General features: G+C 70.7%; 16 protein-coding genes. 2 read left to right on the top strand and 14 right to left on the bottom strand.

The features are described from left to right. Nucleotides 1-5: 5 nt before the first annotated feature. The 12 genes from nuoL to ABEB09_RS13040 are packed head-to-tail and all read right to left on the bottom strand — an operon-like array spanning nt 6 to nt 12772. Nucleotides 6-1946: an NADH-quinone oxidoreductase subunit L gene (gene nuoL / locus ABEB09_RS12985; protein ID WP_345690047.1), complete on the bottom strand. Its 1941-nt coding sequence runs from the start codon at nt 1944-1946 to the stop codon at nt 6-8. Between the two features lie 15 nt (nt 1947-1961). Further along, complete coding sequence (nuoK, locus tag ABEB09_RS12990) at nt 1962-2261, bottom strand: NADH-quinone oxidoreductase subunit NuoK (RefSeq protein ID WP_073753348.1); 300 nt, start codon at nt 2259-2261, stop codon at nt 1962-1964. Then, nucleotides 2258-3085, bottom strand: coding sequence for an NADH-quinone oxidoreductase subunit J (locus tag ABEB09_RS12995; RefSeq protein WP_345690048.1), 828 nt, complete (start codon nt 3083-3085; stop codon nt 2258-2260). Before ABEB09_RS12995 ends, nuoK begins: the two co-directional genes overlap by 4 nt. Continuing rightward, on the bottom strand, nt 3082-3702 hold the full coding sequence (gene nuoI / locus ABEB09_RS13000; RefSeq protein ID WP_345690049.1) for an NADH-quinone oxidoreductase subunit NuoI: 621 nt from the start codon (nt 3700-3702) through the stop codon (nt 3082-3084). The genes ABEB09_RS12995 and nuoI overlap by 4 nt, the downstream gene beginning before the upstream one ends. Next, nucleotides 3695-5059, bottom strand: a complete 1365-nt coding sequence (nuoH, locus tag ABEB09_RS13005; RefSeq protein ID WP_345690050.1) for an NADH-quinone oxidoreductase subunit NuoH — start codon at nt 5057-5059, stop codon at nt 3695-3697. Before nuoH ends, nuoI begins: the two co-directional genes overlap by 8 nt. After that, nucleotides 5056-7599 carry an NADH-quinone oxidoreductase subunit G gene (locus ABEB09_RS13010; RefSeq protein ID WP_345690051.1) on the bottom strand — a complete coding sequence of 848 codons (2544 nt, stop codon included), beginning with the start codon at nt 7597-7599 and terminating at the stop codon, nt 5056-5058. The genes nuoH and ABEB09_RS13010 overlap by 4 nt, the downstream gene beginning before the upstream one ends. Beyond that, the gene (nuoF, locus tag ABEB09_RS13015) at nt 7596-8945 is read right to left on the bottom strand and encodes an NADH-quinone oxidoreductase subunit NuoF (RefSeq protein WP_345690052.1); all 1350 of its coding nucleotides are present in this window, start codon (nt 8943-8945) and stop codon (nt 7596-7598) included. The genes ABEB09_RS13010 and nuoF overlap by 4 nt, the downstream gene beginning before the upstream one ends. Next, entirely contained in the window at nt 8945-9745 is an 801-nt protein-coding gene (nuoE, locus tag ABEB09_RS13020) for an NADH-quinone oxidoreductase subunit NuoE (protein ID WP_345693923.1), read from the bottom strand. The genes nuoF and nuoE overlap by 1 nt, the downstream gene beginning before the upstream one ends. A 17-nt stretch (nt 9746-9762) precedes the next feature. Beyond that, nucleotides 9763-11097, bottom strand: a complete 1335-nt coding sequence (locus ABEB09_RS13025; protein WP_345690053.1) for an NADH-quinone oxidoreductase subunit D — start codon at nt 11095-11097, stop codon at nt 9763-9765. Then, nucleotides 11094-11822 carry an NADH-quinone oxidoreductase subunit C gene (locus tag ABEB09_RS13030; protein ID WP_345690054.1) on the bottom strand — a complete coding sequence of 243 codons (729 nt, stop codon included), beginning with the start codon at nt 11820-11822 and terminating at the stop codon, nt 11094-11096. The genes ABEB09_RS13025 and ABEB09_RS13030 overlap by 4 nt, the downstream gene beginning before the upstream one ends. Next, nucleotides 11819-12373, bottom strand: a complete 555-nt coding sequence (locus ABEB09_RS13035; RefSeq protein WP_345690055.1) for a NuoB/complex I 20 kDa subunit family protein — start codon at nt 12371-12373, stop codon at nt 11819-11821. The genes ABEB09_RS13030 and ABEB09_RS13035 overlap by 4 nt, the downstream gene beginning before the upstream one ends. A gap of 39 nt (nt 12374-12412) precedes the next feature. Continuing rightward, nucleotides 12413-12772 carry an NADH-quinone oxidoreductase subunit A gene (locus tag ABEB09_RS13040; protein ID WP_345690056.1) on the bottom strand — a complete coding sequence of 120 codons (360 nt, stop codon included), beginning with the start codon at nt 12770-12772 and terminating at the stop codon, nt 12413-12415. A 692-nt stretch (nt 12773-13464) separates the two neighbouring features. Between ABEB09_RS13040 and ABEB09_RS13045 the strand changes: the two genes are divergently transcribed. Beyond that, on the top strand, nt 13465-14283 hold the full coding sequence (locus ABEB09_RS13045) for a C40 family peptidase (protein WP_345690057.1): 819 nt from the start codon (nt 13465-13467) through the stop codon (nt 14281-14283). A gap of 93 nt (nt 14284-14376) precedes the next feature. On the opposite strand, the gene ABEB09_RS13050 is transcribed toward ABEB09_RS13045, so the two are convergent. Further along, the gene (locus tag ABEB09_RS13050; protein ID WP_345690058.1) at nt 14377-15246 is read right to left on the bottom strand and encodes an NAD(P)-dependent oxidoreductase; all 870 of its coding nucleotides are present in this window, start codon (nt 15244-15246) and stop codon (nt 14377-14379) included. 121 nt (nt 15247-15367) lie between these two features. Here ABEB09_RS13050 and ABEB09_RS13055 point away from each other — a divergent pair, with 121 nt between their 5' ends. After that, nucleotides 15368-16375, top strand: coding sequence for a GlxA family transcriptional regulator (locus tag ABEB09_RS13055; RefSeq protein ID WP_345690059.1), 1008 nt, complete (start codon nt 15368-15370; stop codon nt 16373-16375). Here ABEB09_RS13055 and ABEB09_RS13060 read toward each other — a convergent pair. Next, nucleotides 16341-17627 (bottom strand): geranylgeranyl reductase family protein, encoded by a 1287-nt coding sequence (locus ABEB09_RS13060; RefSeq protein WP_345690060.1) that lies wholly within the window; start codon nt 17625-17627, stop codon nt 16341-16343. The two genes, ABEB09_RS13055 and ABEB09_RS13060, sit on opposite strands and share 35 nt — an antisense overlap. Nucleotides 17628-17717: the final 90 nt, after the last annotated feature.

Below are 17717 nucleotides of genomic sequence, written 5' to 3' on the forward strand. Positions count from 1 at the left end.
CGCGGTCACACCCCCCTCATGAGCAGGGTCGCGGCGATCAGCACCGCAGCACCTCCGAACATCGAGACCGCGTAGGAGCGGGCGAAGCCGTTCTGCAGCTTGCGCATCCGGCCGGACAGGCCGCCCATCGCCGCGGCCGTACCGTTGACGACCCCGTCGACGAGGGTGTGGTCGACGTAGACCAGCGAGCGGGTGAGGTGCTCACCGCCGCGCACCAGGACCACGTGGTTGAAGTCGTCCTGGAGCAGGTCGCGGCGGGCCGCCCGGGTGAGCAGCGAGCCACGCGGGGCGACCACGGGCACGGGCCTGCGGCCGTACTGCGCGTACGCGATGCCGACGCCGATCAGCAGGACGACGATCGTCGACGTGGTGATCACCGCGGCACCCACCGGCGGGTGGCCGTGCTCGAACCGGGTCACCGGTTCGAGCCAGTTGACGAAGGCGCTGTTGAGCGAGAAGAGTCCGCCCGCGAAGACCGACCCGAAGGCCAGCAGGACCATCGGGACCGTCATGGACTTCGGCGACTCGTGCGGGTGCGGCATCTCGCCGGGGTGCGCCTCGATGCCCGGCTCGACGCTGGGCGCCGTGTCCGGGTCGGGCGCCGGCTGCCAGCGCTTCTCCCCGAAGAACGTCATGATCATCACGCGGGTCATGTAGTACGCCGTGATGCCGGCGCCCAGCAGCGTGACCGCGCCGAGGATCCAGCCCTCGGTGCCGCCCTTCGCGAACGCCGCCTCGATGATCTTGTCCTTGGACCAGAAGCCCGACAGGCCGGGGAAGCCGATGATCGCGAGGTAGCCGAGGCCGAACGTCACGAACGTCACCGGCATGTACTTCCGCAGGCCGCCGTACTTGCGCATGTCGACCTCGTCGTTCATGCCGTGCATGACCGATCCGGCACCGAGGAACAGCCCGGCCTTGAAGAAGCCGTGCGTCACCAGGTGCATGATCGCGAAGGCGTACCCGATCGGGCCGAGGCCGGCCGCGAGGATCATGTAGCCGATCTGCGACATCGTCGAACCGGCCAGCGCCTTCTTGATGTCGTCCTTCGCGCAACCGACGATCGCACCGAAGAGGAGCGTGACCGCGCCGACCACGGCGACCGCCAGCTGGGCGTCGGGCGCCGCGTTGAAGATCGCCCCGGAGCGGACGATCAGGTAGACGCCGGCCGTCACCATCGTCGCCGCGTGGATGAGCGCCGACACCGGGGTCGGGCCCTCCATCGCGTCACCGAGCCAGGACTGCAGCGGCACCTGCGCGGACTTGCCGCACGCGGCCAGCAGCAGCATCAGCCCGATGGCCGTCAGCATCCCCTCGGACGTCTCCCCGGTGGAGGAGAGGACCGGACCGAAGGCGAAGGTGCCGAAGGTGGTGAACATCAGCATGATGGCGACGGACAGACCGATGTCACCGACCCGGTTGACCAGGAACGCCTTCTTCGCGGCCGTGGCCGCGCTGGGCTTGTGCTGCCAGAAGCCGATGAGCAGGTAGGAGGCGAGACCGACGCCCTCCCAGCCGAAGTACAGCAGCAGGTAGTTGTCGGCGACGACCAGCAGGAGCATCGCCGCGAGGAACAGGTTGAGGTAGCCGAAGAAGCGGCGGCGGCGCTCGTCGTGCTCCATGTACCCGATCGAGTACACATGGATCAGTGTGCCGACGCCGGTGATGAGCAGGACGAACGTCATCGACAGCTGGTCGAGCTGGAAGGCGACGTCCGCCTGGAAGCCCTCCACGGGGACCCAGGAGAACAGCCGCTGGTGCACGGCCCGTTCCTCCGCGCCCTTCCCCAGCATGTCCACGAAGAGCGCCGCGCCGACGGCGAAGGAGACTCCGGCCAGCAGGGTGCCGAGCCAGTGCCCCACCCTGTCGAGCCGCCGGCCGCCGCACAGCAGGACGGCCGCTCCGAGCAGAGGCGCCGCGACGAGCAGCGCGATCAGTTTCTCCACGATTCTTCCGACCCCTTACAGCTTCATCAGGCTGGCGTCGTCGACCGAGGCCGAGTGGCGGGAACGGAACAGCGACACGATGATCGCGAGCCCGACCACGACCTCCGCGGCGGCGACGACCATCGTGAAGAAGGCGATGATCTGGCCGTCGAGATTGCCGTGCATCCGGGAGAACGCGACCAGCGTCAGGTTGCAGGCGTTGAGCATCAGCTCCACGCACATGAACACGACGATCGCGTTGCGCCGGATCAGCACACCGGCCGCGCCGATGGTGAACAACAGGGCGGCGAGATACAGGTAGTTGACGGGATTCACTTGGCCGCCTCCTCTCCGTCCCGCTCCCGGCCCAGCCGCTCCTGCGCGCGCTGCTCCAGCGCCCGCAGGTCGTCCAGCGCCTGCGTCGACACGTCCCGGATCTGGCCGCGGGCCCGCAGGGTCCGGTTGACGGTCAGCTCGGACGGGGTGCCGTCCGGCAGCAGACCGGCGATGTCCACGGCGTTGTGCCGGGCGTACACACCCGGCGCGGGAAGCGGCGGCAGCTGCTTGCCCTCGCGGACCCGCTGCTCGGCCAGCTCCCGCTGGGTACGGGCCCGTTCGGTGCGCTCGCGGTGCGTCAGGACCATCGCCCCGACAGCGGCCGTGATCAGCAGCGCGCCCGTGATCTCGAAGGCGAACACGTACTTCGTGAAGATGAGCGCCGCCAGGCCCTCCACGTTGCCGCCCGCGTTCGCGGTGCCCAGCCCGTTGAAGGTCTCCAGCGAGGCGCTGCCGATCCCCGCGATCAGCAGGATCCCGAAGCCGAGACCGCACAGCGCGGCCAGCCAGCGCTGGCCCTTGATGGTCTCCTTCAGGGAGTCGGCCGCCGTGACACCGATCAGCATGACGACGAAGAGGAACAGCATCATGATCGCGCCCGTGTAGACGACGATCTGGACGATGCCCAGGAAGTACGCCCCGTTGGCGAGGTAGAAGACCGCCAGGACGACCATCGTCCCCGCCAGGCACAGCGCGCTGTGCACGGACTTCTTCATCAGGACCGTGCACAGCGCGCCGATCACGGCGACCGTGCCCAGGATCCAGAACTGCACGGCCTCGCCGGTCGACGTGGTGTAGGCGGCGGCCAGCGTCTGCGCGGTCATGCCCCGATCACCTTCTCCGACGCGGGCTCCGTCTCGCCGAAGTCCGACGCGGCCTCCTGCGGGGCGGCGTCACCCTTGCTGGCGGCGGCCTGCCGGACCGTGCCCGGCGCGGCCTCCGTGACCAGGCCCCGGTAGTAGTCCTGCTCGGTCATCCCGGGGTAGATGGCGTGCGGGCTGTCGACCATGCCCTCTTCGAGCCCGGCGAGCAGCTGCTCCTTGGTGTAGATCAGGTTCTCGCGGGAGCTGTCGGCCAGCTCGAACTCGTTGGTCATCGTCAGCGCCCGCGTGGGGCACGCCTCGATGCACAGCCCGCACAGGATGCAGCGGGCGTAGTTGATCTGGTAGACGCGGCCGTACCGCTCGCCCGGCGAGTAGCGCTCCTCGTCCGTGTTGTCGGCGCCCTCCACGTAGATGGCGTCGGCCGGGCAGGCCCAGGCGCACAGCTCGCAGCCCACGCACTTCTCCAGCCCGTCCGGGTGCCGGTTGAGCTGGTGCCTGCCGTGGAAGCGGGGCGCCGTCGTCTTCTGCTGTTCCGGGTACTGCTCGGTGAGCCGCTTCCGGAACATGGCCTTGAAGGTCACGCCGAAGCCGGCCACCGGATTCTGGAAATCAGACACCGTCCGTCTCCTTTCCGTCACTCCCAGTGTCGGGGCCGCCACTGACAATGAGCTGGCGCTCCCCACGTGGCCGTCGGCGCGGCACCGGCGGCAGGGTCTGGCCGGGCAGCGGCGGGACCGGGAATCCGCCGGCCATCGGGTCGAACTCGCCGCTCTTCGCGGCCTCGGCGGCCTCCGCCTCGGGCTTGGCCCTCCGTTCGCGGAACATGTCGACGACGAACGAGAGCAGCAGCACCGCGAGGACCGCGCCCGCCACGTACAGCACGATCGACTGGAACGCGATGTTCTGGTTCCGCAGGGCCCGTACGGTCGCGACGAGCATCAGCCAGACGACCGAGACGGGGATGAGCACCTTCCAGCCGAGCTTCATCAGCTGGTCGTAGCGGACGCGGGGCAGCGTGCCGCGCAGCCACACGAAGAGGAACAGCAGCAGGACGACCTTGGCGACGAACCAGAGCATCGGCCACCAGCCGTGGTTCGCGCCCGGCCAGAACGTCGAGATCGGGTACGGGGCCCGCCAGCCGCCCAGGAAGAGCGTGACCGACACGACCGAGACGGTGACCATGTTGACGTACTCGGCCAGCATGAACATCGCGAACTTGATGGAGCTGTACTCGGTGTTGAAGCCGCCGACCAGGTCGCCCTCGGACTCCGGCATGTCGAACGGGGCCCGGTTGACCTCACCGACCATCGTCACCATGTAGATCAGGAACGACACCGGCAGCAGCACCACGAACCAGCGGTCGGCCTGCGCCTCCACGATCGCCGAGGTCGACATCGACCCCGAGTAGAGGAAGACGGAGGCGAAGGCCGCGCCCATCGCGATCTCGTACGAGATCATCTGGGCGCACGCCCGCAGACCGCCGAGGAGCGGATACGTCGAGCCGGACGACCAGCCGGCGAGGACGATGCCGTAGATGCCGACCGACGCGACGGCGAGGATGTAGAGCATCGCGATCGGCAGGTCGGTCAGCTGCATCGTGGTGGGCTGACCGAAGATCGAGATCTCGTTGCCGGCCGGGCCGAACGGGATCACGGCGATCGCCATGAACGCGGGGACGGCCGAGACGATCGGGGCGAGGACGTAGACGACCTTGTCGGCGCGCTTGACGACCACGTCCTCCTTGAGCATCAGCTTCACACCGTCCGCGAGGGACTGGAGCATGCCCCAGGGGCCGTGCCGGTTGGGGCCGATGCGCAGCTGCATCCAGGCGACGACCTTGCGCTCCATCACGATGGAGATGAGCACGGTCACCATCAGGAAGGCGAAGCAGAAGACCGCCTTGATGACCACGAGCCACCAGGGGTCGCGGCCGAACATCGAGAGGTCCTCGGCCGCGAGGAGGGCCGGGTTCATGCTCGCACCTCCGGCGAGTCCGACGGGTAGGAGGAGTCCGGCGCGTCCGGCGAACCGGCGGCCGGGGCGATACGGACCAGGCGGCCGGGGGCCGCGCCCAGGTCGGACAGCACGCCGCGGCCCGTGGAGTTCAGCGGCAGCCAGACGACCCGGTCGGGCATCTCGGTGACCCGGAGCGGCAGTCGTACGGTCCCGGACGGGCCGGTCACCGCGAGGTCGTCGCCGTCCTTGACGCCGGTCTCGGCCGCCGTGGCGGCCGACAGCCGGGCGACCGTGGCGTGCCGGGTGCCGGCCAGCGCCTCGTCGCCGTCCTGGAGGCGGCCCAGGTCGAGCAGCATCCGGTGGCCGGCGAGCACGGCCTCGCCCTCACCGGCGCGGGGCAGCGGCCGGGCCGACTCCGACGGGTCGCCCGCGGGCTGCCCGTCCCACACGCCGAGCCGGTCCATCTCGCGCCGTACGGCCCTGATGTCCGGCAGTCCGAAACGGCTGTATCCCACAGCGCCTTCGGCGCCGGCCAGCGCGTCGGCCAGCATGTGGAGCACGCGCGCGTCGGCGGGCGGGAGCGGGCTGGTCATCTGGTCGGGCTTCAGCGCGGCCTCGAACATCCGCACCCTGCCCTCCCAGTTGAGGAAGGTGCCGGGCTTCTCGGCGACCGCGGCGACCGGGAAAACCACGTCGGCCCGCTCGGTGACCTCGCTGGGCCGCAGCTCCAGCGACACCACGAACGCCGCGTCGAGGGCCTCACGCGCGCGTGCCGGGTCCGGCAGGTCCGTCACCTCGACGCCCGCGACGAGCAGCGCGCCCAGCTCGCCGGTGGCGGCGGCCTCCAGGATCTGGCCGGTGTCGCGGCCGTAGCGGTGCGGCAGTTCCCGTGCGCCCCACACCGTGGCGGTCTCCTCGCGGGCCCGCGGGTCGGTGGCGGGGCGGCCGCCCGGCAGCAGCGACGGGAGGGCGCCCGCCCAGACCGCGCCGCGCTCCCCGGCCCGGCGCGGGATCCACACCAGTTCGGCGCCCGTCGCGGAGGCGGCCCGCACGGCGGCGGTCAGCGCGCCCGGCACCCCGGCCAGCCGCTCGCCGACGACGATGACCGCGCCCTGGCCGCGCAGCGCCTGCGCGGCGGCGGCGCCCTCGTCGTCGAGTCCGGTGCCGGCGGCCAGGGCGTCCAGCCAGTCGGCCTCGGTGCCGGGGGCGGCCGGCAGCAGCGTGCCGCCCGCCTTCTCCAGACCGCGCGTCGCGTGGGCCGCCAGCGCGAAGGTGCGCTGCCCGCGCTTGCGCCACGCCTTGCGCAGCCGCAGGAAGACGCCGGGTGCCTCCTCCTCGGCCTCCAGACCGACGAGCAGCACCGCCGGGGCCTTCTCCAGCGTGGCGTACGTGACGCCCTCGCCGTTCAGGTCCCGTCCGCGTCCGGCGACCCGGGCGGCCAGGAAGTCGGCCTCCTCGCTGCTGTGCACGCGGGCCCGGAAGTCGATGTCGTTGGTGTCGAGGGCGACCCGGGCGAACTTGGCGTACGCGTAGGCGTCCTCGACGGTCAGCCGGCCGCCGGTGAGGACACCGGTGCGGCCCCGGACCAGGCCGCGGGCCGCCGCCTCCAGCGCCTCCGGCCAGGAGGCGGGCTCCAGGGTTCCGTCGGCGCCGCGGACCAGGGGCGTGGTGAGGCGGTCGCGCTGCTGGGCGTACCGGAACGCGAAGCGTCCCTTGTCGCACAGCCACTCCTCGTTGACCTCCGGGTCGTACGCGGCGAGCCGCCGCATGACCTTGCCGCGCCGGTGGTCGGTGCGGGTGGCGCAGCCGCCCGCGCAGTGCTCGCACACGGACGGGCTGGAGACCAGGTCGAAGGGGCGGGAGCGGAACCGGTACGCCGCCGAGGTGAGCGCGCCGACCGGGCAGATCTGGATGGTGTTGCCGGAGAAGTACGACTCGAAGGGGTCGCCCTCGCCGGTGCCGACCTGCTGGAGGGCGCCCCGCTCGATCAGCTCGATCATCGGGTCGCCGGCGATCTGGTTCGAGAAGCGGGTGCAGCGGGCGCAGAGGACGCACCGCTCGCGGTCGAGCAGCACCTGTGTGGAGATCGGCACGGGCTTCTCGTAGGTCCGCTTCTTCCCTTCGAAGCGGGAGTCGGCCTGGCCGTGCGAGACGGCCTGGTTCTGCAGCGGGCACTCGCCGCCCTTGTCGCAGACCGGGCAGTCCAGCGGGTGGTTGATGAGCAGCAGCTCCATCACGCCGACCTGGGCCTTCTCGGCGACCTTGGACGTGAGTTGAGTCTTCACCACCATGCCGTCCGTACACGTGATCGTGCAGGAAGCCATGGGCTTGCGCTGGCCCTCGACCTCGACGATGCACTGGCGGCAGGCGCCGGCCGGGTCGAGGAGGGGGTGGTCGCAGAAGCGGGGGATCTCGATGCCGAGCTGTTCGGCGGCGCGGATGACGAGCGTTCCCTTGGGGACGGAGATCTCCGCGCCGTCGATGGTCAGCGTGACCAGGTCCTCCGGCGGCACCGCCGGCTGCGCGCCTCCACCGGTGGAGGACGTGGTGACGGTCATGCGTTCACCTCCACGTGGTTGTCGGCCCAGGCGGTCGACTTGGCCGGGTCGAAGGGGCAGCCCCTGCCGGTGATGTGCTGCTCGTACTCCTCGCGGAAGTACTTCAGCGAGGAGAAGATCGGCGAGGCGGCGCCGTCGCCGAGGGCGCAGAACGACTTGCCGTTGATGTTGTCCGCGATGTCGGCGAGCTTGTCGAGGTCGCTCATGGCCCCCTTGCCGGCCTCGATGTCGCGCAGGAGCTGCACCAGCCAGTAGGTGCCCTCGCGGCAGGGGGTGCACTTGCCGCAGGACTCGTGGGCGTAGAACTCGGTCCACCGGGTCACGGCGCGGACGACGCAGGTCGTCTCGTCGAAGCACTGCAGGGCCTTGGTGCCGAGCATCGACCCGGCGGCGCCGACGTTCTCGTAGTCGAGGGGTACGTCGAGGTGCTCGTCGGTGAACATGGGGGTGGACGAGCCGCCGGGCGTCCAGAACTTCAGCCGGTGGCCGGGGCGCATCCCGCCGCTCATGTCGAGGAGCTGGCGCAGGGTGATGCCGAGCGGGGCCTCGTACTGGCCGGGGCGGGCGACGTGGCCGCTGAGCGAGTAGAGCGTGAAGCCCGGGGACTTCTCGCTGCCCATCGACTTGAACCAGTCCTTGCCGCGGGCCAGGATCGCGGGAACCGACGCGATGGACTCGACGTTGTTCACGACGGTGGGGCACGCGTAGAGACCGGCGACCGCGGGGAAGGGGGGACGCAGCCGGGGCTGGCCACGACGGCCTTCGAGCGAGTCGAGCAGCGCGGTCTCCTCACCGCAGATGTACGCGCCGGCGCCGGCGTGCACGGTGAGTTCGAGGTCGAGTCCGCTGCCCAGGATGTTCTTGCCGAGGTAGCCCGCCTCGTACGCCTCGCGCACGGCCTCGTGGAGGCGGCGCAGGACGGGGACGACCTCGCCGCGCAGGTAGATGAACGCGTGGGACGACCTGATCGCGTAGCAGGCGATCACGATGCCCTCGATGAGCGAGTGCGGGTTGGCGAAGAGGAGCGGGATGTCCTTGCAGGTTCCGGGCTCCGACTCGTCGGCGTTGACCACGAGGTAGTGCGGCTTGCCGTCGCCCTGCGGGATGAACTGCCACTTCATTCCGGTGGGGAAGCCGGCGCCGCCGCGGCCGCGCAGGCCGGAGTCCTTGACGTACGCGATGACGTCGTCGGGCGACATGGCGAGGGCCTTGCGGAGCCCTTCGTAGCCGTCGTGGCGGCGGTAGGTCTCCAGGGTCCACGAGCGGGGGTCGTCCCAGAACGCGGACAGGACCGGCGAGAGCAGCTTCTCGGGGCTGGTCTCCCCGATTTCGGGTGCCAAGGTCATCACTCCCCCTCGGTGGTCTTGTCGTGCGGGGCGTCGGCGTGACCGGTGCCGTCGTGCGCGCCGCCGTCGTGTGCGGTGGTGCCGTGCGCGGTGCCGTCCTGCCGGGGCTCGCCGCGCGGGTGGACGACGCGGGGCGGAAGCGCCTCGCCCTTGGCGAGCTTCAGTCCGGTCAGCGAGGCGGGGCCGGCGCCTCCGCTCGCCTCGACGGCTCCGGGCCGCTGGTCGGGGAACCCGGCGAGGATGCGGGACGTCTCCCGGAACGTGCACAGGGGGGCGCCGCGGGTGGGTTCGACGGTGCGGCCGGCGCGCAGGTCGTCGACGAGCCGCTTGGCGGTCTCGGGCGTCTGGTTGTCGAAGAACTCCCAGTTGACCATCACGACCGGGGCGAAGTCGCAGGCCGCGTTGCACTCGATGTGTTCGAGGGTGACCTTGCCGTCCTCGGTGGTCCCCTCGTTGCCGACGCCGAGGTGCTCCTTCAGCTCCTCGAAGATGGCGTCGCCGCCCATGACGGCGCACAGCGTGTTGGTGCAGACGCCGACCTGGTAGTCGCCGCCGGGCCTGCGCCGGTACATGGTGTAGAAGGTCGCGACGGCGGTGACCTCGGCGGTGGTGAGGCCCAGGACCTCGGCGCAGAACCGCATGCCGGTGCGCGTGACGTGGCCCTCCTCGGACTGCACGAGGTGCAGCAGGGGAAGGAGGGCGGAGCGCGCGTCCGGGTAGCGGGCGATGACCTCCTTGGCATCGGCCTCGAGCCGGGCCCGTACGTCGGCGGGGTAGTCGGGGGCGGGGAGTTCGGGCATCCCCAGCTGGACGTCGCTCACCGGTCGACGCCTCCCATCACGGGGTCGATGGAGGCGACGGCGACGATGACGTCGGCGACCTGGCCGCCCTCGCACATCGCCGCCATGGCCTGCAGGTTGGTGAAGGACGGGTCGCGGAAGTGGACCCGGTAGGGACGGGTGCCGCCGTCGGAGACGACGTGGGCGCCCAGCTCGCCCTTGGGGGACTCGACGGCCGCGTAGGCCTGTCCGGGCGGGACGCGGAAGCCCTCGGTGACCAGCTTGAAGTGGTGGATCAGGGCCTCCATGGAGGTGCCCATGATCTTCTTGATGTGGTCGAGGGAGTTGCCCAGGCCGTCGGGGCCGAGGGCGAGCTGCGCGGGCCAGGCGATCTTCTTGTCGGCGACCATCACCGGGCCCGGCGCGAGCCGGTCCAGGCACTGCTCGACGATCCGCAGCGACTGGTGCATCTCCTCCAGGCGGATGAGGAAGCGCCCGTACGCGTCGCAGGTGTCGGCGGTGGGGACGTCGAACTCGTAGTTCTCGTAGCCGCAGTACGGGTCGGTCCTGCGCAGGTCGTGCGGGAGTCCGGCGGAGCGCAGGATCGGTCCGGTGGCGCCGAGGGCCATGCAGCCGGCCAGGTCGAGGTAGCCGATGTCCTGCATGCGGGCCTTGAAGATGGGGTTGCCGCTGGCGAGCTTGTCGTACTCCGGCAGGTTCTTCCGCATCGCCTTGACGAACTCGCGGATCTGGTCGACGGCGCCGGGCGGCAGGTCCTGGGCGAGGCCGCCGGGGCGGATGAACGCGTGGTTCATGCGCAGGCCGGTGATCAGCTCGTACAGGTCCAGGATCATCTCGCGGTCCCGGAAGCCGTAGATCATGATCGTGGTGGCGCCGAGCTCCATGCCGCCGGTGGCGATGGCCACGAGGTGGGAGGAGAGCCGGTTCAGCTCCATGAGCATGACCCGGATGACGGTGGCGCGGTCGGGGATCTGCTCCTCGATGCCGAGCAGCTTCTCCACGCCGAGGCAGTACGCCGTCTCGTTGAAGAACGACGTCAGGTAGTCCATGCGCGTGACGAAGGTGGTGCCCTGCGTCCAGGTCCGGTATTCGAGGTTCTTCTCGATGCCGGTGTGGAGGTAGCCGATGCCGCAGCGGGCCTCGGTGACGGTCTCGCCGTCGATCTCCAGGATGAGCCGGAGCACGCCGTGCGTGGACGGGTGCTGGGGGCCCATGTTGACGACGATCCGCTCGTCGTCCGCCTTGGCCGCGGACCGGACGACCTCGTCCCAGTCGCCGCCGGTGACGGTGTAGACGGTGCCCTCGGTGGTCTCGCGGGCCTCCGCCTGAGGGGTTGCGTTGGGGGTGGTCACGAGTACGACCTCCGCTGGTCCGGAGCCGGGATCTGGGCGCCCTTGTATTCGACGGGGATGCCGCCGAGGGGGTAGTCCTTGCGCTGCGGGAAGCCCTGCCAGTCGTCCGGCATCATGATCCGGGTGAGGGCGGGGTGGCCGTCGAAGATCAGCCCGAAGAAGTCGTACGTCTCGCGCTCGTGCCAGTCGTTGGTCGGGTAGACCGCGACGAGCGACGGGATGTGCGGATCGGCGTCGGGGGCGCTGACCTCCAGGCGCAGCCGCCGGCCGTGGGTGAGCGAGCGCAGGTGGTAGACGGCGTGCAGCTCGCGCCCCTTGTCGCCCGGGTAGTGGACGCCGCTGACGCCGGTGCACAGCTCGAAGCGCAGGGCGGGGTCGTCGCGCAGGGTGCGGGCGACGAGGACCAAGTGCTCGCGGGCGATGTGGAAGGTCAGCTCATCGCGGTCGACGACCGTCTTCTCGATCGCGTTCTCCGGGACGAGGCCCTGCTCCTCCAGGGCGCCCTCCAGCTCGTCGGCGACCTCGTCGAAGTAGCCGCCGTACGGGCGGGCGGCCGCGCCGGGGAGGCGTACGGAGCGGACGAGGCCGCCGTAGCCGGAGGTGTCGCCGCCGTTGTTCGCGCCGAACATGCCGCGCTGGAGGCGGATCTCCTCGCCGTGCTCCCCCCGCTGGCCCGGCAGGTTCTGGGTGCTGAGGTCCTTCTCGGGGTTCGGCTGTTCGCTCACCGCAGCAGCCCCTTCATCTCGATCGTCGGGAGTGCCTTGAGCGCCGCCTCCTCGGCCTCGCGGGCCGCCTCCCGCGCGTTCACGCCGAGCTTGGAGGTCTGGATCTTCTGGTGGAGCTTGAGGATCGCGTCCAGCAGCATCTCCGGCCGCGGCGGGCAGCCCGGCAGGTAGATGTCGACGGGCACGACGTGGTCGACGCCCTGCACGACGGCGTAGTTGTTGAACATGCCGCCCGAGGAGGCGCAGACGCCCATCGAGATCACCCACTTGGGGTTGGGCATCTGGTCGTAGACCTGGCGCAGGACGGGTGCCATCTTCTGGCTGACCCGGCCGGCCACGATCATCAGGTCGGCCTGGCGCGGTGAGCCGCGGAAGACCTCCATGCCGAAGCGCGCCATGTCGTACCGGCCGGCGCCGGTCGTCATCATCTCGATGGCGCAGCAGGCGAGGCCGAAGGTCGCGGGGAACACGGACGCCTTGCGCACCCATCCCGCGGCCTGTTCGACCGTCGTCAGCAGAAATCCGCTCGGCAGCTTCTCTTCGAGTCCCATGAGTGTGCCCTTCAGCCCCTCACTAGCCCCTCGGCTCCCTCAGTCCCATTCCAGGCCGCCGCGCCGCCATACGTACGCGTAGGCGACGAAGACGGTGAGCACGAAGAGCAACATCTCCACGAGCCCGAAAAGCCCGAGTGCGTCGAAGCTGACGGCCCAGGGGTAGAGGAAGACGATCTCGATGTCGAAGACGATGAAGAGCATCGCCGTCAGGTAGTACTTGATGGGAAAGCGGCCGCCGCCGGCCGGCGTGGGTGTGGGCTCGATGCCGCACTCGTACGCCTCGAGCTTCGCCCGGTTGTACCGCTTTGGCCCGATGAGCGTGGCCATGACCACGGAGAAGATCGCAAACGCTGCCCCTAGGGCGCCGAGCACGAGGATGGGCGTGTACGCATTCACGCTCCTCGCTCCTTCCAGTCGTCCTTGACCGTTGGACCGCACCGGGCGTTCGTCTCGCCGCCTCGAAAAGATCGCTTACATGTGAGGCAGTTCACAAGCCCGATTGGTTCGCATCCTATGCCCGTGGATCTGTGATCTGCGACACGGGGTACGTCAACGCCTTTGTGATCTCTACCACCTGGCGAACGATCATGAATTCGGATGAACAGTGATCTTCGCACCACACGTGTCCGAGTGGCCACGATCCGTGACATCAAGGCCCGTCTGCGCTGGTCGGAGGCGTCGTGCACTATCAAACGATTCCCAGTACAGGCAAATTCGCTCTGGACGCCTACGGGTGATAAAGGGACTCACCCCACCCGTGCGAGGGTCCCTCGGGGACGGAGGTGGACGCGTGCGCCCGTTCACGAGGCGGAGAGCCCGCCGGGAGTTGCCGTTCTGTGACCTGCGCCACTCCGGCGGAGGGCCGGAGAAAGCGGTGTTGGCCATCCGCGTCAACCAGTGGTAAGCGGGCGGCAATTCGGACGTTTCGCGGAAAACCCTTGATCATGGGCCTGATCACGACAGTCTGAAATGTCCGTTACGGCGTCAATAAAGGCCTCCGGGAAGCGGATTCGGCCCTTCCGTGGCGAACTGTGGCGCAACACACGTTTCTTGATGGGAACCGCGGCGCCCTGATAGCGGTTGTCCTCATGTCCCACACCGCTCACATACCCAGCCACCGGAAGCCCCGCCGCAGCTCCTCGAAGCTCGCGCTGCGCGCCGGAGTTGCCGGTGGCGTCCTCAGCACCCTCGCGGTGGCCGCCGCGCCGGCCCAGGCCGAGCCGGTGACCGAGACCATCGAGATGCCCACGATCAACCCCGACCTGGCCGGGTCCCTGTCGAGCGCCGTCGCCGCCTCCGCCGAGGCGACCCAGCAGGAGGCCCTCACCCAGGAGCTCCGGGCCCAGGAGGACGCCGCGGCCGTCAAGGCGGCCAAGGACGCCAAGAAGGCCAAGGCCGAGGCCGACCGCAAGGCCGAGGCCGAGCGGAAGGCCAAGGAGGCCGAGGAGAAGGCCCGGGCCGAGGCCCAGGAGCGCGCCTCGCGGTCCTCCGCGCGTACGACCCTGTCCGCGTCGTCCGACAGCGACAGCGGCTCCTCCAGCTCGACGGCGACCGGCTCCGCCGCCGCCATCGTGGACTTCGCGCGCGCCCAGGTCGGCGACGCGTACGTCATGGGCGCCACCGGCCCCAACGCCTGGGACTGCTCCGGCCTGGTCCAGGCCGCTTACCGCCAGGCGGGCATCGACCTGCCGCGCGTCTCCGGCGACCAGTCGAGCATGGGCACCTCCGTCTCGCTCAGCGACCTCCAGCCCGGCGACATCCTCTACTGGGGCAGCCGCAGCGGCTCGTACCACGTGGCGATCTACGTGGGCGGCGGCAAGTACGTCGGCGCGCAGAACCCCAGCACCGGTGTGGTCGAGCGGTCCCTGGACTGGGACCCGCCGTCCGGCGCGGTCCGCATCCTCTGACCGCGGCCGTCCCCCGCGCAGCTCGAAGGGCCGGCGCTCCCCCACTCGGGAGCGCCGGCCCTCGCCGTCGTCGCCGGACCGCTCCCGCGGGGGTCAGCGGGCCGGGCGGAACGCCTCGATGATCCGGGCGTAGCTGTCCGAGCCGTTGCCGTCCGCCACGGCCTTCGCCATCAGCTCGCGGTGCAGCTCCGGGAGCCGCCCGTCGACGCCCCGCTCGCGGCCCGCGTGCAGGAGGTGGTCGATCGCGGCCAGCTGCACGTCGATGGTGGCGTCGTCGCCGGGGTAGTGCCCGGCGTCGATCTGGCCGGCGTACGTCTCCATGAACCCGGCGACCGTCCTCAGCCAGCGCACCGCCACCGGTGTGAACGCCCCCGCCGCCACCCCGTCCGCGCCGACCAGCGCCGTGGCGTGCAGCCAGCCGCCGAACACCGACCACATCAGCCCCAGCAGCCCCGCGTCGTACAGCGAGGCGAGCCCCGCGTCCGGGCCCAGGTCGACCGGGTCGCCCAGCACGGCCAGGGTCTCCCGGTGCGCGGCGAACGCCTCCGGCGAGCCGCTGTACAGGAACATGTGGGCCGGGTCGCCCACCCCCGGCGGCGTCGTCATGATCCCGCCGTCCAGGTACGCGGCCCCGTGCCCGGCGGCCCACCGGGCCATCTCCCGCGCCTGCTCCGGCGAACCGGACGTCACGTTCACCAGCGTGCGGCCCGCCAGCTCCCCCGCGACCGGGTCGAGCAGCTCCCGCACGGCCGCGTGGTCCAGGACGCACACCAGCAGCAGCTCGCTCGCCGCGACGGCCTCGGCGACCGTCGCCGCACGGTGTGCTCCCCGGGCGGCCATCGCGTCGGCCTTGGCGGCGGTGCGGTTCCAGACGGTGGTGGGGTGACCGGCCGTCAGGAGCGTACCGGCGAGGGCCGATCCCATCTGTCCGAGTCCGAGCACGGTGACACTTTCACGGCTCATGGCCAGGTTTCTCCCTCTGTGTACGGGTTCTCTCTGCAAGATCCACACTCGCAGCGGGCCGAGGGGGCGGACAGGGGCAGGACTGCCCGCCTCCGCACTATTCCTGCCGTACGCTCCGGGCATGACCGCGGGAACCGTCGCCGTCGCCGTCGTCCAGGACGGGTCCGGTCCGACGCACTGGGAGATGTACGAAATGTCCATCGCGCTGGCGGTGTTCGGCATCCCGCACCGCGATCTGGCCGACCCCTGGTACGCCTTACGGCTCTGCGGCCCCGACCCCGGCCCGGGCGGCCCCGACGGCCCCGGCTTCGCCGTGCGCACGGACCACGGCCTCGAAGGGCTCGTCGGCGCCGGCACCGTCATCGTGCCGTCCGTCCCCGAGGACTGCGTCGACGGCGACCGGGACGTGCCCGCCGACCTCGTCGACGCGCTGCGGGAGGCCGCCGCGTCCGGCGCCCGTATGGTCTCGCTGTGCACCGGCGCCTTCGCGCTCGCCGCGGCCGGACTGCTCGACGGCCGGCGCGCCACCGCCCACTGGCAGCACGCCGCCCAGCTGGCCGCCCGGCACCCGCGCGTCGTCGTGGACGACTCGGTGCTCTACACCGACGACGGAAACGTCCTGACCAGCGCGGGCGCCACCGCCGCGCTCGACCTCTGCCTCCACCTGGTCCGCCGCGACCTCGGCGCGGCCGTCGCCAACCAGCTGGCCCGCCGCCTCGTCGTGCACGCCCACCGCACCGGCGGCCAGGCGCAGTTCATCGAGGCCCCGCTGCCGCCGAGCGACGACGACAGCCTCAGCCCGGTGCTCCAGTGGGCCATCGAGCACCTGACGGAGCCGCTGACCGTGGACGGCCTGGCCCGCCGGGCCCGGATGAGCCCCCGCACCTTCCACCGCAGGCTCCACGAGACCACCGGCACCACCCCGCTCCAGTGGCTGCTCCAGCAGCGCATCGCCCGCGCCCAGACGCTGCTGGAGTCGACGGACCTGCCCGTCGAGCAGATCGGCGAGCGCAGCGGACTGGGCACGGCGACGAACCTGCGCCGTCACTTCGCCCGGGCGGTCGGGGTCACCCCGACCGCGTACCGGGCGGCGTTCAGGACTTCGGGGCCACCTTCGACAGGCCGTTGATGATGCGGTCCATCGCGTCGCCGCCCGTCGGGTCGGTGAGGTTCGCCAGCATCTTCAGCGTGAACTTCATCAGCAGCGGGTGGGTCAGACCGCGCTGGGTGGCGATCTTCATGACCTTCGGGTTGCCGATCAGCTTCACGAAGGCGCGGCCCAGCGTGTAGTAGCCGCCGTAGGTGTCCTTGAGGATCTTCGGGTAGCCGCGCAGGGCCAGTTCCCGCTGGGCCGGGGTCGCGCGGGCGTGCGCCTGGACGATCACCTCGGCGGCGATCTGCCCGGACTCCATCGCGTACGCGATGCCCTCGCCGTTGAACGGGTTGACCAGGCCGCCCGCGTCACCCACGAGCAGCAGGCCGCGCGTGTAGTGCGGCTGCCGGTTGAACGCCATCGGCAGGGCCGCGCCGCGGATCGGCTGCGTCATGTTCCCGGGCGTGAAGCCCCAGTCCTCCGGCATCGACGCGCACCACGCCTTCAGCACCTCGCGCCAGTCCAGCTCGCGGAACGCGGACGACGAGTCGAGGATGCCGAGGCCGACGTTGGACGTACCGTCGCCCATGCCGAAGATCCAGCCGTAGCCGGGCAGCAGCCGGTCCGGGCCCGTGCCGCGCCGGTCCCACAGCTCCAGCCACGACTCCAGGTAGTCGTCGTCGTGCCGCGGCGTCGTGAAGTACGTGCGCACGGCGACGCCCATGGGCCGGTCCTCACGCCGGTGCAGCCCCATGGCCAGCGACAGGCGCGTGGAGTTGCCGTCCGCGGCGACCACGAGCGGGGCGTGGAAGGTGACGGGCTTCTTCTCCTCGCCGAGCTTCGCGTGCACGCCCGTGATCCGCCCGGTGCGGTCGTCGACGATCGGCTCGCCCACGTTGCACCGCTCGTACAGCCGGGCGCCCGCCTTCTGCGCCTGGCGGGCCAGCTGCTCGTCGAAGTCGTCGCGCTTGCGCACGAGCCCGTAGTCGGGGAACGAGGCCAGCTCCGGCCAGTCGAGCTGGAGCCGCACGCCGCCGCCGATGATCCGCAGGCCCTTGTTGCGCAGCCAGCCGGCCTCTTCGGAGATGTCGATGCCCATGGCCACCAGCTGCTTGACGGCGCGCGGGGTGAGCCCGTCGCCGCACACCTTCTCGCGCGGGAAGGCCGTCTTCTCCAGCAGGAGCACGTCCAGACCCGCCTTCGCGAGGTGGTACGCCGTGGTGGAGCCGGCCGGACCCGCTCCGACGACGATGACGTCCGCGGTGTGTTCGGAGAGGGGCTCGGTCACGGCGGTTTCTCCCGAAGACTCGAAATTGCGTGCCGAAAGCACTGGACGTGGGCAGTCTAGGGGGACCTGCTGTTCCCCGACCGACCGACC

The sequence above is a fragment of the Streptomyces coeruleoprunus genome (assembly GCF_039542925.1).
In the GTDB taxonomy this organism is placed as follows: domain Bacteria; phylum Actinomycetota; class Actinomycetes; order Streptomycetales; family Streptomycetaceae; genus Streptomyces; species Streptomyces coeruleoprunus.